The sequence below is a fragment of the Caloramator sp. E03 genome (assembly GCF_006016075.1).
GTDB lineage: Bacteria > Bacillota > Clostridia > Clostridiales > Caloramatoraceae > Caloramator_B.
In genome coordinates this window covers 2,817,336-2,831,990 of record NZ_CP040093.1, presented here as the reverse complement: position 1 = coordinate 2,831,990, position 14,655 = coordinate 2,817,336, and the positions used below count along the sequence as shown (strand labels likewise).

Here is a 14,655-nt window from a genome sequence, read left to right as displayed (position 1 = left end):
TCTAATATGTAAACATATTAAAGGGGTAATGTCTATGACAAAAATTTCTATCAGAAAAGAAAGTATACCTTATGTTATTATTCTAATACTTGCTACAATACTATCATATTATTTTCTTCCTTTACTTGCAATAATACCATTGATATTGGCATTATTTGTTTTATTCTTTTTTAGAGATCCTTTTAGGAATATTGAGTACTGCGAAAAAAATATTTTATCACCAGCAGATGGCAAAGTAATGGCTATAACAGAATTCTATGAAGATACTTTTATAAAGGGAAAAGCTAAAAAAGTAACAATCTTTCTTTCTATTTTCAATGTTCACATAAATAGAAGCCCTATATGTGGGAAGGTAACATACGTAAACTATAGACCAGGAAAGTATCTTCCTGCTTTTAAAAGTCATGCTTCCGAAATAAATGAAAGAAATACAATAGGGATAGAAAATGATAAAATTAGAGTATTAGTTCATCAAATTACAGGTTTTGTAGCAAGACGTATTGTTTGTTGGTCTAAATTAGGCGATGAACTAAAACAAGGAGAAAAATTCGGACTTATTAAATTTGGTTCCTGTACTGAAATTATAGTACCTTATGATGTTGAAATTAAAGTCAAAAAAGGTGATATTGTAAGAGGTGGTATTACAATTATAGGGGTGACTAAATAATGAATTATAAACTATTACCAAGTATATTTACTTTTTTAAATTTGTCCTTTGGTATGCTTTCAATACTTTTTACACTTACAAATAATACAAAACTTGCTGCACTTATGATTATAATATCTGCTTTTGTTGATAGATATGATGGTAAGATTGCAAGAAAATTTGATGCTGTTACCCTGTTTGGAAAAGAACTTGATTCTCTATCGGATCTTATTTCCTTTGGAGCTGCACCTGCAATTCTATGTTGGAGCTTATTTTTAAGTAACTTTGGTATCATAGGATATATTATTACAATTCTTTTCCCTATCGCAGGAGCTTATAGACTTGCAAGGTTTAACGTTACTCAGTTTAATAACGTATATATGGGAGTTCCAATAACTGTAGCTGGTGGGATAATTGCACTCGACTGCTTATTGAATATATTTATATTAGAACATAATCTAATTTCTACTATATTAATGTTAATATTATCTTTTTTAATGGTAAGTAAAGTTAAAATTCAAAAAAGATAAGCCCTTGAAAGGGCTTTTTATATTGCTGGTCTTTTAAATCCTTTTCCGTGAACTTCTGAAGCATCTATAATTGACATAAAACATTTTTCATCTATATCTTCAATCATCTTTTTAGTTTTTGCAAGCTGAGTGGCAGTTACTATACAGTATATTATTTTCTTAGAATGTCCTGTATAAGCACCTTCACCATATATAAGAGTAATCCCTCTTCCTATTTCTTTCATTATAGCCTCTGATACTTCTTTTTCCTTTTCAGTGACAATAAATATCATCTTTTTTCTATCAAATCCTTCTATCACTTTATCCATTATAAAGTATCCGATATACATTGATATAAGTGTATATAAAGCTGCCTCAATGTTATTTAAAGCTGCTCCTGCTAATACTATTAACCCATTTATTAAAAAAGATACTGTAGATATATTAATTCCAAATTTTTTCTTGGCAGCAACAGCTATTATATCAGTTCCACCTTGTGATGCTCTATTCCTAAATGTTAACCCCATTCCAATACCATTAATAACTCCTCCATATATTGCAGATAAAAGTATGTCATTAATTCTAAAATAAACATCTATATTTCCAGTTAATACTAAAAAAATAGAAAAAGACAGCATGCCAATAAGGCTAAAAATTATAAAATCTCTATCAACTTCTTTCATTCCAAATAAAAATATAGGTATATTAAAAATAAATATTAAGTACCCTGCAGGAATCCCCGTTATATATTGTATTATTATAGATATACCAGAAACTCCTCCACTTAAAAGTTTATGAGGAATTATAAATGCATTTAAACCTATTGAAGTAATAAGCCCACCTATAAATACCATTATAACTCTTTTCAAAATATCCTTTCGAATATTCAATTCCATCCCCCCGAACTTTTATACATAAATTTCTGGTCTTCTATGTTTTAATAGAGGGAGCTCATTTCTTATCTTATTTATTATATTAACATCTATATCAGAATAAACTATCTCCTCTCCTTCGCCTGCCTGGGATATAATTTTACCCCAAGGATTAACGATTAATGAATGTCCATAAGCTGTATAAAGACCTTCATAATCCCTTGCAGGAGATATACCAGCCATATAAATTTGATTATCAAGTGCACGGGTTCTAAATAATATTTCCCAATGGGCTGGTCCTGTTGTCATATTAAAAGCAGCAGGTACAAATACAATTTTAGCTCCCATAAGAGCCATTTTTCTTATAAGTTCTGGAAACCTTATATCGTAACATATACAAAGTCCTATTTTTAAATATTCTGTATCAAATACTGTTACACTGTTCCCAGCAGTAAGGTAGTCAGACTCAAAAAATCTTATCCCATTTTCAATATCAACATCAAATAAATGTATCTTTCTATGCTTTGCAATTATCTCTCCTTTTGGATTAAAAACATAAGCAGTATTATATATATTATTATCCTCTTTTTCAGGTACAGATCCTCCAATAATATATATTCCTTTTTCTTTACTTAAATTCCTTAGCATATCTATAGTTTTGCTGTTTTTTTCTTCTTCTGCATAAACAGAAAAATATTTACCGGCATAAGGACAATTAAACATTTCTCCAAGTGCAACAATATTAGCCCCATTCTTACAGGCCTCACTTATCATTTTATAAGCATTATCAATATTTGCCTGAAGATTTTCTTTAACTTTAGTTTGACATAGAGCAATTTTTACCATTAAAATCCCACCTTTGGAATTGTTATATATTTATATTATACAGTTTTAAATATAATTGTAAAATCACAAGTCAAATACTTCCCTTTTAAAAAATTACATGACTTTTACAAATATTAAAGCCTATATAATGCTAAAGTTATGCTAATTGTGCTTAATCAAATAAGCATTATACAGGCTCAATTTCTTTATTTATAAAAACAGCTACCACCAATAAATTCCCTTAATATAGAATTTAAAGGTACTATTTCGTCATTCGATGATTCTTTAAAGTATCCAAGGAAGGTTAAAAGCCTCGATGCTTCAATATACACTGGACTTTTCACATCTATTATTTTAAGTAAGGGCTCAGCATACTTTTTTAATATGCTCATTTCATATACAAGAGTTGAATTAAACATTATGTCTGCTTCTTCCTGATAAGGGAATATATTTTTCTCCTCTCCTTCCCTCACCTGTGGCCAAGATAAAATGGTAGCCTCTGCATTTCTCCCTCTGCTTGTATTATCTCTTACAATTCTTCTTAAAAGTCTAACATCTGTAGTTGGTATCCTGTTATGATCATCAATATTAAGCTGAGTAAGTGCACTAATATATATTTTATATTTATTTTCTTTAGGAATTGTACTTGTTAAAGTTTCATTAAGCCCATGTATACCTTCAATTATTAATATTGAATCTTTATCCATCTTGTATTTATGTCCGAGCCATTCCCTTTCACCTTTTATGAAATTAAAAGTCGGAAGTTCAACCTCTTTATAATTTAATAGATCAGTTAACTGGCTATTAATCAGTTCAAGATCGAGAGCATTTATGGACTCAAAATCGTAATTTCCATATTCATCCTTGGGAGTTAAACCCCTGTTTACAAAATAATCATCTAAAGAAATTGGATATGGTTTCATTCCAAGTACTTTAAGCTGTATAGCCAATCTCTTTGCAAAGGTTGTTTTACCTGAGGATGAAGGCCCTGCAATTAAAACTATCTTTATTCTATCTCTATTTTCATAAATTTTATCTGCAATATTTGCAATTTTCTTTTCATGAAGTGCTTCAGCAACAAGAACTATATCTTTAAATTCATCGCTCTCAACTTTTTCATTTAAAAGACCTACATCATAAACCCCATGTATTCTTGCCCAATCTTCAGTTTCTTTGAATATTTTTGCAAGCTTTGGAAGATCTTTAAACTCAGAAACAATTTTAGGGTTTTTTTGTGAAGGATAAAGTAATATAAAACCTGAACTATAGTATATTAGGTCAAATACCTTAAGATAGCCAGTAGATGGGACCATTGTTCCATAAAAATAGTCATAGAGATACCCACATTTATACAAATTTATATAAGGAAGATTTATATATTTTAAAAGTCTTAACTTATCATCCATTCCATAATCCTTAAATATCCTAATTGCTTCTTCTTTTTTGACCTTAATTTTTTCAATCGGCTCATCCTTTTCAACTATTTCATGCATCTTTTCTTTAATAATCTCAATATCCTTTTCATTTATCTTTCTTGTATAATGTATTTCCCCATATAATCCTTTACTTAGTGAATGTTCAATAGTAACTCTTGCTCCTTTAAATACATCCTCAACTGCTCTTATTAAAAGAAATGTTAAACTTCTAATATAAGTTCTATGTCCAAGTGGATTGGTAATATCTATCGGGGTTAGAGTAACATCATAGTGCAACCTCTTTGAAAGCTCTGCTACTTCACCATCAACTAATGCAACTAAAGGTTCTCCTATCTCCTTACTTGAACCTAAAGCTTCAAGGATAGTACTGCCAATAGTACATTCTTTTACAATTCCACCAGGCATTGTAACTCTAATTTTTCCGTCCATTTTCTCCCCCCTTACTTAATCTTAAAGTTAATAGTTTACATTGTGTATCTTATTATATGTAAAAACGCATTAAAAGTTTCTAAAAATTAATTAATTTGTTTTTCAAGAAAAGATTTAAATCCTTCAAGCCTTCTTAAGGTTGAATCTTTTCCTATTATTTCAAAAGTATCAAAAAGAGGTGGTGATATTTGGGATCCTGTTTCTCCAATTCTTAAAAGCATAAAAAGTATTTTAGGTTTTACACCTATTCTATTACATAAGCTTCTCATCATATCCTCAAGAAATGTCTTTTCCCATTCCTGAATGATTTTTAATTCTGAAATTGCTTTATTTAACATATCTACCATTTCTGCAACTTCAACTTTTTTTACATACTCCTTAACAAGTTCAAAATCATAGTATTTAGGTTCTATATAGAACATTTTAAAAACCTCACATACCTCATCAAGCCTTTTAATTCTTTCCCTTTCTACTTCAACTATCTTTTTTAATTTTAAAGGTTCACATACCACATCATTGTAATATTCCGCTTTTTCAAGATATGGTAATACAAGCTCTGTAAGCTCTTCAACTGATTTTTTTCTAATATGAATGCCATTAAACCAATCTAACTTTTTAAAATCAAAAACAACATTAGAATTGTTTATTCTATCTAAAGAAAATTTAGAAATCATATCTTCAATCATCAGGATTTCCTCATCATCAGCAGGATGCCATCCAAGAAGCACTATGAAATTAGCAACAGCTTCCTTTAGATAACCCATTTCTTTATATTCACCAATATATAAAGCTCCATCTCTTTTAGATATCTTTGTTTTATCTTCATTTAAAAGAAGTGGAAAATGCACATACTCTGGTATTTCTGCTCCAAGAGCTTCAAATATTAAAACCTGATTAAAAGTATTTGGAATATGCTCCTGACTTCTCATAACGTGGCTTATTTTCATTGTTAAATCATCTATTGCAGTTGCAAAATTATATGTTGGTATCCCATCAGATTTTCTTATAACAAAATCCCCCATTATATTTCCATCCCATGTAAGCTCTCCTCTTACAATATCATGAAACTTGATAATTTTATTAGGTACTTTAAATCTAACCACATGTTTGCAACCTTCTTTAAGCTTCTTATTAATTTCTTCTGTTGTTAAATTTCTGCATTTTCCCGAATATTTAACAGTTTCCTTATTTTGAATCTGTTCCTTTCTTTCAGCTTCTATTTCTTCTTCTGTGCAAAAACAATAGTAAGCCTTTCCTTCTTCAATTAGCTTGTCAATATATCTATTATATATATCTATTCTTTCAGATTGTCTATAAGGTCCATAAGGTCCTCCAACATCAGGGCCTTCATCCCAATTTATTCCAACCCATTTCAAACCTTCAAATATCCCTCTTTCCGATTCCTCTGTATTTCTTTTCATATCTGTATCGTCAATTCTTAAAATCATTTTACCATTATGTTGTTTGGCAAATATATAATTGTAAAGAGCATTCCTTGCAGTTCCAACATGGCAGTTTCCTGTTGGACTTGGTGCTATCCTCACTCTAATTTCTTTCATTTGTATCTCTCCTTACTTATCTAATTTTCCTTATGTCACTTTCAATGATTCCTATAAGATACAAAAAACCTCCATCCTTTGCAGCATTATAAGCCTCCTTTAAAATTTCCTTTATTGCAGATTTGTCCTCACAACAATATAGAGCATTATTATATTCAACCATAGCTTTAGCATAATCATTGATTTTTATATATTCCCTTGCACAAGAAAGCCTTAAATTATAATCATAAGGATCCTCACCTTCATATATTTTCTTTTCAATAAAGTTATCTGACTTTTTTAGGGTATCATCTATAAGTAAAGCCATTTCTCTATGAACATCCATAGGTATTTCCAGGTAATCCTCTTCCCAGTAACTATATCCAGTAATTCCAAGGGATGTGTTTAAAGCTTTTTTAAAATATGTATTGTAGTCCTTGCCAGAATTATAATGAATTTTTCCTATCAAGTAATATGGAGCTGTATAAAACCAGCATTGTTCCATAACTTTTTCAAGTATATTAAAACCCTTTGAATCTCTCTTTTTAATCAGCGACTTTCCAACAAAGCATAAACTTTGTATGGCCCTGTTGTCATACTCAACCATAAATTTATGATAATCAAATTCGTTCTTCATATTCTTAACCTTACTAAAATCAAAATTATACTCTTCAGATAGAATTCTACATCTTGTAAGGCTTTCTTCGCAGGATATAGCATTCTCACTTTCTGACAAAGAATCATTAGGTATTAGTGTGGATAAATAATCATCAAGCAGACATTTATATATAAAGCTCTTAAAAGTGGATGCTAAAATAACAAAGTTTCTTGTCTCATGAAGCCAAATACCAATAAAATAATCGTTAGCAGAAGCTCCATATTTATAAAAGCAATAATAATCTCCATTTCCAATATCTCCAAAAGGAATTAGATGAAAATCCATCTCCCCAGGTATTCTAATCAAATTATTTATAATATTTTCTGGATACTCAAACCTGCAACTCCCAAACTGTGCATCGCCACCAAATTTTAGTATAAACTTTTTAAAATCATCAGGTAAATAATTTCCATATTTCATTTCAAATTTTTCAAATCGTATTTTATTCATAGGTCGTTTCCTTTCTAAATTTTTACTAACTATTTGAAATTATACCTTTAATAAAAAGTTATAACAAGAGGAAAGATAAGAATATATCTTTATAATTTTATTCAATATATAATGTGCAAAAATATAAGAGATACTAAATCCGAGGTGGTTTTACGTGGTTGTATTTATAAGAACAATTATTCTTTACACTTTTGTTGTTTTTGTAATGAGAATTATGGGTAAAAGACAAATTGGTGAGCTTCAACCCTTTGAACTTGTAATAGCTATTATGCTATCAGAACTTGCTGCCGTGCCAATGCAAGATACTGGAATACCTTTAAGAAACGGTATAATACCTATTTTTACTTTAATGCTCCTTGAAATTATTATATCCCTATTATCTCTAAAAATCGAAGGAATAAGAAAGATAGTTTGTGGCTCTCCAAGTATACTAATAAAAAACGGAAAAGTTATTGAGTCAGAAATGAGGAAGCAAAGATTTACTTTAACCGATCTTTTAGAAGAGATTAGAATATTAGGCTATTTTAATATATCAGATATTGAATATGCTATACTTGAAACCAATGGTAAATTAAGTATCATCCCAAAATCAAATAAAGCACCAGCTACAAAGGAAGATTTAAATATAAAGGATTCTGAAATTAAATTGCCAATAAGTATAATATTAGATGGGGTTTTAAATACTAAAAACTTAAAAATCTCTGGCTATGATATGAATTGGTTAAACAAAATATTAAAAGAAAACAAAATAGACAAAATAGAAGATGTTTTTATTGCCATGTTTGATACAAAAGGAGAATTTTTTATACAAAGGAGGTCGAAAAATGAGGAATGAAAAATCAATAATAATTTTCTCATTATCAATATTAACTGCTATAATTATATTAGAAGTGATTATATATATATATCTTCGCAATACAAGTAACCTTATTCTTAAAAATATAAATAATACTGAAAATTTTATTAAATCCGACCAATGGAATAAAGCTAAAAGTTCAATTGAAAGTGCATCTAAGGAGTGGAACAAAATAGAAGAAATATGGGCACTAATAACTAATCATCATGAAATAGATAATATAACAGTTTCATTAAAAACCGCAAAAGAATTTATAGATACAAAGGAAAAAGCCGATGCCCTTGCTTCACTGGAAAGTCTAAAACATTACATAAGCCATATACCTAAGATGGAAAAAATATCACTAGAAAATATATTTTAGTTGCATTATCTTTAAAATATTATATAATTGTATTGTAATATTTATGTCCCAGTGGGACTAAATATGTCCATTAGAGACTGCATTTTAAAAACTGTAGTCTTAAATCATAAAATAAATATTAAAGGAGGATTATAAATGCCACTTGTAACTTCAAAAGAAATGTTTGAAAAGGCTTATAAGGGAGGATATGCAATAGGAGCTTTTAACGTTAATAACATGGAAATAATACAAGGAATAGTTGAAGCTGCAAAAGAAGAAAAATCTGCTTTAATACTCCAAGTATCTGCTGGTGCAAGAAAATATGCTAATCCTACATATTTAAAGAAGCTTGTTGAAGCAGCAGTTGAAGACTCAAACCTTCCAATAGTTTTACATCTTGACCATGGTGAGAACTTCGATATCTGTAAAGCATGTATTGACAGTGGATTTACATCAGTTATGATTGATGGCTCCAAATATCCTTTTGAAGAAAACATAAGAATTACAAAAGAAGTTGTTGAATATGCTCATTCAAAAGGAGTTGTTGTTGAAGCTGAACTTGGTAAACTTGCAGGTGTAGAAGATGCTGTTAGGGTATCTGAAAAAGAAGCTACATATACTGATCCTGATCAGGCTGTTGAATTCGTTGAAAGAACAGGAGTTGATTCATTAGCAGTTGCTATCGGAACAAGCCATGGTGCATATAAGTTTAAAGGAACTCCATCCCTTGACTTTGAAAGACTTGAAACAATAACAAAGAAATTACAAGGATTCCCTCTTGTTCTTCACGGTGCATCAACTGTTATGCCTGAATTTGTTGCTAAATGCAATGAGTTTGGTGGAAACCTTCCAGGAGCTCAGGGAGTACCTGAAGACATGCTTAGAAGATCCGCAACTATGGGAGTATGCAAAATAAACATAGATACAGATTTAAGATTAGCAATGACAGCAACTATTAGAGAATATTTTGTAAAACATCCTGAAGAATTTGATCCAAGAAAATACTTAGGACCAGCAAGAGATGCTATAAAGGAAATGGTTAAGCATAAGATTAAAAACGTTCTTGGATGTAGCAATAGTGCATATTAATTATAAAAGGCAATGCAAAATGCATTGCCTTTTATATCATTTAGGCGCACATACTATAAATTATAACCCTTATTTAGGGTAACTTTGTTTTTCCCCATATTTTTTGATATATAAAGCAGTTTATCAGCCTCTTTTATTCCATCTTCTAAATCTTTAAATAGATTATTTGTATCTGCTTTAAAAATACTTAAACCTATGCTTACAGTATAAGTAAATCCACAACACCTATCCTTTTCACACCAATATCTTATTTTTTCTGCAATTTCTTCTGTTTTATCTAAATTCTTATCAATTATTATAAGAAATTCTTCCCCTCCAAATCTTATCACCTTACCGTTATCTCCCACGCACTGCTTACATATTAATCCAACGCTTTTTAAAACTATATCCCCTGTAAGGTGACCATAAGTATCATTTACATTCTTAAAGTTATCTATATCTATCATACCACATGCAAGTTCAATATTACTATTTTTACGACTTTCTAATAGTTTTTCAATATACTCTTTTATATACCCCCTATTATAAACTCCTGTTAATACATCCGTAATTGATAATTTTTTAATAGTCTCATAAGCCTTCTGAAGTTCTTCATTCTTTTTTATTAGTTCTGTTTGTAATTTTCTTGTTCTAAGTTGAACCTTCATCCTTGCAAGAAGCTCTTTGATACTGTAAGGCTTTTTTATATAATCATCAGCTCCTGATTCAAGCGCTGTTACCATACTTTTTTCATCTTCCATTGAAGTTAACATTATAACAGGTATTAGAGGATTTCTATTCTTAATTATTTCGCAAAATTCATATCCATTAATTCCTGGGAGCATTACATCAAGTAATACCAAATCATATTTATCAAAATCATTAAGTTTCATAGCCTCTTCAGCCGACATAGCCCATATAGCCTCATATCCATTTTTTGTTAATATATCCTTCGTAATAGCCCCATGAAACCTGCTGTCTTCTACAATGAGTATATTCTGTTTTTCCATACTCAACCTCCAAAGTAGATATAATCATTTTAAATTCCGCTTTTTTATGGAGTTGCTGGTGCGTTTTCTATATTTTCATTTAATTCATCAATATTAGGATACTGATTATTATCTTCCTCATTCTGATCATAATTTCCAACTTCTTGGGTATTTTCGGAATTATTTCTTATAGCATCGGCAGGTATTTCTATTTTTATTATATTTTTATTTTTACCACGTTTATCAACCGGTTCATCTTCTAAATGGAAATTATTTATCATATATACAGGCATATTAGAAGAATCAGCTGTACCAATTGAAAAAATAAATCTATCTAAATATTTTATGTTCTTTTCTAAATCAGGTACGAGCACATCCATACCATTTACTATCATGCTCTCAAAGGTTCCATCTACTGGTATTCTAATGCTTTCAATAGAAGTATTACCCATCTTCAAAGTAGAATAGGCAAAACTCATAAGTTTTGAAGTTGGGATATTTGTTTTTATATTTGGAAGTATTGAAGAAAAAAGTTCCGGAAACTTTAAAATACCCATGTTTTTTGCTTTTTCTGCAAGTAAAGACAGTACTTTTCTTTGCCTTTCAGTTCTTTCATAATCACCGTTTCCAACTTTCCTTATTCGGCAGTATGAAAGAACCTGCTGGCCATTAAGATGCTGATAGCCTGCCCCTTTTATATATATAGGATTGTTCCAATTTGCTTCTTTTATATAGTAATTAAGCTGCTCTACCTCATAATCCTTTATTTCAATGTCTATACCTCCAAGGGTATCAACTACATTTTGAAATGCCTTAAAATCAATAGAAACATAATATTGTATATTAAGATTAAAATCTTGATTTATTGTTTTTATAAGAAGTTCTGGTCCCCCAAAGAAAAAAGCACTGTTTATCCTATTTAATCCATGGTTAGGTATAGGAACATACATATCTCTCATAAAAGAAGTCAACTTAATCTTTTTATTATTTAAATCAAGAGTTGCTAAAATCATTGAATCTGTTCTTGCATCCTCATACTTACTTCTACTATCAACACCAATTAATAGCACATTTATTATACCGTGTTCTTCATCATATTTAGCATCATTTTTTTCTTTTTCACTTGTAAAAAAATTCTGTGGAGTCGGAATGTATATTTTATTGTTTATATAATAATATGAACCAACCCCAAGGCCGAAAATAAGCAAAAATGGAATTAAAATAAATAATATCTTTTTCATACCTAACCCCCTTTGTATATCATAAAACAAACAACTAATATCTTTTTAATAAGTTTTATCTTCTTCCAAAAGAAAAATAAGGATTTATCAATTTAAGCATTTCACTATCTGGAGCTATATATAATGCTTTTTTTGGATTTTCATTAGTAATTAAAACATAAACATCATTTTTATTATCCCAGGGTATGCAATATATTTTATTTGTTTTATTATCTAATTTAATATCATTTATTTTCCCATAAGTTTCAAATTCTCTAATTTCTTTATCTATTATTGTTTTTCTTCTTTTTTATTATATATTATATCTATCTGCAAATTGCCATTTGTAAATATATACTCAAATTCTTTATACTGGTTATCTCTTAAATACCTTATAATAGGCAGCAATAATAAAATTATAGCTGATATAATAAAATATGCAAAGTTAAAAGTTAAAATAGAAAATATTAAAGATAATATAATTATGATTGCTGATATATACATTAAAATATTTAAAAATATATACACAATATTTTTTTTTGTTGTTAAAAGTTGTTCGTAAAACTTGTCCATAATTATTCCTCCAAAAAGGTATGATTTAATCATACCTTCATAGTGTTTACTCTTATGCTTCCAATACCCATAAGCTCATTTTTTAATTTTTCAATTTCTTCTTCCCTTCCTTCAAGTTCAAGAAGTATAAGCCCTCTTTCGGAACAATTCTCTTTGGCAGATTCATGAAGCCCAAGCCTTACTTTAATTATACATCCGTATTTAGTTAATATCTCTTGAACCTTTGGTGCACTATTATTTCTATGTTCAACTACTATTGCCATAATTGTAATCTCCACAAAATCACTCTCCTTTTAATATCCTGTAATTAATAAAAATAATAAATCTTGTAAATACATAATCATAAACAAAAAATATAAATTGCAAAACCATTATTAATATTGTTTCCCTATTTCTTATCAATATATCATTTATCATTATATATTTTGTTAAAAAAGTATAAATAATAATGCAAGTAACATTAAACCATAAATATTTAAGGAGGAATTCAAAAAAAGTATTAAATCTTTCAAAAAAAAGCTTGCTAAAAGGATATACTCCAATAGTTATAAATATTAACGCATAAATTTTATTGGGAATCAATATTATAGCAAGTAATGATGAGGCAATATATGACAGAATGCCTGTTTTTATCCCGCATCTAATAATTGGTATGGCTTCAAAGTATGTGGCAAGAGCAATAAAAAATATTTTATTGCTCTTTAATATAGTACCAGCATACAGGCTAATTATTATTAAAGAAACTGTAATTCCAGATATGCTCATATTCTTTGATTTTAACATGTTAGCCTCCTAACAACAGTTTATTAAATCCCCACCCATACATTCACAGCACTGGTCACTACAAAAAAGGCATGTACAAATAGAACAAAGATCAGGATCTGCCCCTCCTCTTTGTTTATATGAATAGCTTCTATAATTTCTATTAGCTTCCATGAACCTATTTAGAGTCTGTTTATATTCGATATTTGTAGGATCCATAAGTACAGCCCTTTGTAAATCTTCGTATCCTTCACTATACCATCCTTTTTTCATATATATTATTCCTCTTAAATAATACCATTCTGCATTTCTTACCCTTATTCGTGATAATTCTTCCTCTGCAGCCCTTATATTGTTCATTTCTATAAAAGTTCTAACTCTATTAAAATCATCATAATTATTTTCATTATAACTTCTATATCTATAATTTTCACTTGTACTATTGTAACTTCCTGCTTCGTTTCTCATAAGATAATCATAAGCTTCATTTATTTCCCTCATCTTTTCTTCTGCAAGTTCTCTTAAAGGATTATCTGCATACTTATCAGGATGATATTTCTTTACAAGTTCTCTATATGCCTGTTTTATTTCTTCTTTTGTAGCTCCTTCCTTTACCCCTAATACTTCATAAGGATTTCTCACAATTACATCCTCCTTCAATTATATTCATAGTTTTACGTTCAAGACCTATATATACTATATTTTCAATTATTCCTCTATTTCTTTTTAATTCTAAAAGCTCAAAGGCTTTTGATATCTCATTTAAACACATAAAAAGAGTAAATTCTATGTTTTCCTTAATACTCATTTTAAATTTCTTTGGATCGTTACCTTTATAATTAAATTTATAGATACAGGGATTATAATTATTATTTTTTATATCCTTTTCAATGTCGTCAAATGCATCAATAGTATATATCCACTTACCAATGTTATAGCCGAACTGCCTTAATATTTTATTATATTTATCATCATATATCGAAAAAATCTCTGCTGTTATATTTGCAAAACAGTGCCCTACTTCATCAATACTGTTACATTTTAGCCTTTCAAGTTTTCTAAGCTCATTTAGCTGATTATCAATTCTTTGAATTTTTTCATTTACAATATCTGCATATTGTTTAGATTTTAACATATTAGATAATAAAATGTAAATCGGATTTTTTGTATCTAAATAATTATCTATTAGTTTCCTATTATATAAAATTATGTTCATATCAGCTGCATATTTTATATATAAATTAGGTTCTGCTAGAACAACATTTCTCATTTTATAAAAGCAAAACCTCTTTCTGAATATTTGCTCATCTTCATATATTGATGATAATAATAATGATAAGAAAGTCATATCATAAGTTAGTGCAAAGCGAGAAATAATAGATTTATCTCCAATTGCTCTGCATACACCACAATAATATGATTTAAATATATTATACTCTTTTATTTTAAGCTCAGGTTTAAAAGGTAATACATATCCAAACATA

General features: G+C 29.1%; 17 protein-coding genes. 6 read left to right on the top strand and 11 right to left on the bottom strand.

Features of this window, described 5'->3' with window-relative positions; translation table 11 throughout:
* Positions 1 to 34 precede the first annotated feature (34 nt).
* Together FDN13_RS13425 and pssA are read left to right on the top strand one after the other, a co-directional pair.
* Entirely contained in the window at positions 35 to 667 is a 633-nt protein-coding gene (locus FDN13_RS13425; protein ID WP_138980861.1) for a phosphatidylserine decarboxylase family protein, read from the top strand.
* Positions 667 to 1,176 carry a CDP-diacylglycerol--serine O-phosphatidyltransferase gene (gene pssA, locus FDN13_RS13420; protein WP_138980860.1) on the top strand — a complete coding sequence of 170 codons (510 nt, stop codon included), beginning with the start codon at positions 667 to 669 and terminating at the stop codon, positions 1,174 to 1,176. Before FDN13_RS13425 ends, pssA begins: the two co-directional genes overlap by 1 nt.
* Before the next feature lie 17 nt (positions 1,177 to 1,193).
* On the opposite strand, the gene FDN13_RS13415 is transcribed toward pssA, so the two are convergent.
* The 5 genes from FDN13_RS13415 to FDN13_RS13395 all read right to left on the bottom strand — a co-directional run bounded on the left by FDN13_RS13415 (position 1,194) and on the right by FDN13_RS13395 (position 7,363).
* The gene (locus tag FDN13_RS13415; RefSeq protein ID WP_138980859.1) at positions 1,194 to 2,045 is read right to left on the bottom strand and encodes a YitT family protein; all 852 of its coding nucleotides are present in this window, start codon (positions 2,043 to 2,045) and stop codon (positions 1,194 to 1,196) included.
* Positions 2,046 to 2,063: 18 nt separating this feature from the next.
* Positions 2,064 to 2,873 (bottom strand): carbon-nitrogen hydrolase family protein, encoded by an 810-nt coding sequence (locus tag FDN13_RS13410; protein WP_371414826.1) that lies wholly within the window; start codon positions 2,871 to 2,873, stop codon positions 2,064 to 2,066.
* 185 nt (positions 2,874 to 3,058) lie between these two features.
* Entirely contained in the window at positions 3,059 to 4,717 is a 1,659-nt protein-coding gene (locus FDN13_RS13405) for a nucleoside kinase (RefSeq protein WP_138980857.1), read from the bottom strand.
* 86 nt (positions 4,718 to 4,803) lie between these two features.
* On the bottom strand, positions 4,804 to 6,276 hold the full coding sequence (gene gltX / locus FDN13_RS13400; protein ID WP_138980856.1) for a glutamate--tRNA ligase: 1,473 nt from the start codon (positions 6,274 to 6,276) through the stop codon (positions 4,804 to 4,806).
* Between the two features lie 16 nt (positions 6,277 to 6,292).
* Positions 6,293 to 7,363, bottom strand: coding sequence for an SMI1/KNR4 family protein (locus FDN13_RS13395; protein WP_138980855.1), 1,071 nt, complete (start codon positions 7,361 to 7,363; stop codon positions 6,293 to 6,295).
* Between the two features lie 214 nt (positions 7,364 to 7,577).
* Here FDN13_RS13395 and FDN13_RS13390 point away from each other — a divergent pair, with 214 nt between their 5' ends.
* From FDN13_RS13390 to fba, 3 genes are all read left to right on the top strand, one after another.
* Entirely contained in the window at positions 7,578 to 8,198 is a 621-nt protein-coding gene (locus tag FDN13_RS13390) for a DUF421 domain-containing protein (protein WP_243120227.1), read from the top strand.
* Positions 8,188 to 8,580, top strand: coding sequence for a DUF4363 family protein (locus FDN13_RS13385; protein ID WP_168190171.1), 393 nt, complete (start codon positions 8,188 to 8,190; stop codon positions 8,578 to 8,580). Before FDN13_RS13390 ends, FDN13_RS13385 begins: the two co-directional genes overlap by 11 nt.
* Before the next feature lie 135 nt (positions 8,581 to 8,715).
* The gene (fba, locus tag FDN13_RS13380) at positions 8,716 to 9,648 is read left to right on the top strand and encodes a class II fructose-1,6-bisphosphate aldolase (RefSeq protein WP_138980853.1); all 933 of its coding nucleotides are present in this window, start codon (positions 8,716 to 8,718) and stop codon (positions 9,646 to 9,648) included.
* 53 nt (positions 9,649 to 9,701) lie between these two features.
* Here the strand turns inward: fba and FDN13_RS13375 are convergent, their stop codons facing one another.
* From FDN13_RS13375 to FDN13_RS13360, 4 genes are all read right to left on the bottom strand, one after another.
* Positions 9,702 to 10,637 (bottom strand): GGDEF domain-containing response regulator, encoded by a 936-nt coding sequence (locus FDN13_RS13375; RefSeq protein ID WP_138980852.1) that lies wholly within the window; start codon positions 10,635 to 10,637, stop codon positions 9,702 to 9,704.
* 44 nt (positions 10,638 to 10,681) lie between these two features.
* On the bottom strand, positions 10,682 to 11,857 hold the full coding sequence (locus FDN13_RS13370) for an LCP family protein (RefSeq protein ID WP_138980851.1): 1,176 nt from the start codon (positions 11,855 to 11,857) through the stop codon (positions 10,682 to 10,684).
* A 270-nt stretch (positions 11,858 to 12,127) separates the two neighbouring features.
* Positions 12,128 to 12,409 (bottom strand): hypothetical protein, encoded by a 282-nt coding sequence (locus tag FDN13_RS13365; protein WP_138980850.1) that lies wholly within the window; start codon positions 12,407 to 12,409, stop codon positions 12,128 to 12,130.
* A gap of 29 nt (positions 12,410 to 12,438) precedes the next feature.
* Positions 12,439 to 12,687: a hypothetical protein gene (locus tag FDN13_RS13360; RefSeq protein ID WP_168190170.1), complete on the bottom strand. Its 249-nt coding sequence runs from the start codon at positions 12,685 to 12,687 to the stop codon at positions 12,439 to 12,441.
* Between the two features lie 293 nt (positions 12,688 to 12,980).
* Here FDN13_RS13360 and FDN13_RS13355 point away from each other — a divergent pair, with 293 nt between their 5' ends.
* Positions 12,981 to 13,205: a hypothetical protein gene (locus FDN13_RS13355; RefSeq protein WP_138980849.1), complete on the top strand. Its 225-nt coding sequence runs from the start codon at positions 12,981 to 12,983 to the stop codon at positions 13,203 to 13,205.
* On the opposite strand, the gene FDN13_RS13350 is transcribed toward FDN13_RS13355, so the two are convergent.
* Together FDN13_RS13350 and FDN13_RS13345 are read right to left on the bottom strand one after the other, a co-directional pair.
* Positions 13,202 to 13,813: a J domain-containing protein gene (locus FDN13_RS13350; RefSeq protein WP_138980848.1), complete on the bottom strand. Its 612-nt coding sequence runs from the start codon at positions 13,811 to 13,813 to the stop codon at positions 13,202 to 13,204. The two genes, FDN13_RS13355 and FDN13_RS13350, sit on opposite strands and share 4 nt — an antisense overlap.
* A complete protein-coding gene (locus tag FDN13_RS13345) occupies positions 13,797 to 14,654 on the bottom strand; it encodes a DUF5685 family protein (protein WP_138980847.1) in 858 nt (285 codons plus the stop codon). Before FDN13_RS13345 ends, FDN13_RS13350 begins: the two co-directional genes overlap by 17 nt.
* Position 14,655 lies beyond the last annotated feature (1 nt).

Coding starts and splice junctions, on each gene's coding strand:
- FDN13_RS13375 (WP_138980852.1), bottom strand. CDS start 10,637: ATGGAAAAACAGAATATACTCATTGTAGAAGACAGCAGGTTTCATGGG.
- fba (WP_138980853.1), top strand. CDS start 8,716: ATGCCACTTGTAACTTCAAAAGAAATGTTTGAAAAGGCTTATAAGGGA.
- FDN13_RS13395 (WP_138980855.1), bottom strand. CDS start 7,363: ATGAATAAAATACGATTTGAAAAATTTGAAATGAAATATGGAAATTAT.
- FDN13_RS13405 (WP_138980857.1), bottom strand. CDS start 4,717: ATGGACGGAAAAATTAGAGTTACAATGCCTGGTGGAATTGTAAAAGAA.
- FDN13_RS13410 (WP_371414826.1), bottom strand. CDS start 2,873: ATGGTAAAAATTGCTCTATGTCAAACTAAAGTTAAAGAAAATCTTCAG.
- FDN13_RS13345 (WP_138980847.1), bottom strand. CDS start 14,654: ATGTTTGGATATGTATTACCTTTTAAACCTGAGCTTAAAATAAAAGAG.
- FDN13_RS13370 (WP_138980851.1), bottom strand. CDS start 11,857: ATGAAAAAGATATTATTTATTTTAATTCCATTTTTGCTTATTTTCGGC.
- FDN13_RS13385 (WP_168190171.1), top strand. CDS start 8,188: ATGAGGAATGAAAAATCAATAATAATTTTCTCATTATCAATATTAACT.
- FDN13_RS13390 (WP_243120227.1), top strand. CDS start 7,578: ATGGGTAAAAGACAAATTGGTGAGCTTCAACCCTTTGAACTTGTAATA.
- FDN13_RS13425 (WP_138980861.1), top strand. CDS start 35: ATGACAAAAATTTCTATCAGAAAAGAAAGTATACCTTATGTTATTATT.
- gltX (WP_138980856.1), bottom strand. CDS start 6,276: ATGAAAGAAATTAGAGTGAGGATAGCACCAAGTCCAACAGGAAACTGC.
- pssA (WP_138980860.1), top strand. CDS start 667: ATGAATTATAAACTATTACCAAGTATATTTACTTTTTTAAATTTGTCC.
- FDN13_RS13365 (WP_138980850.1), bottom strand. CDS start 12,409: ATGGACAAGTTTTACGAACAACTTTTAACAACAAAAAAAAATATTGTG.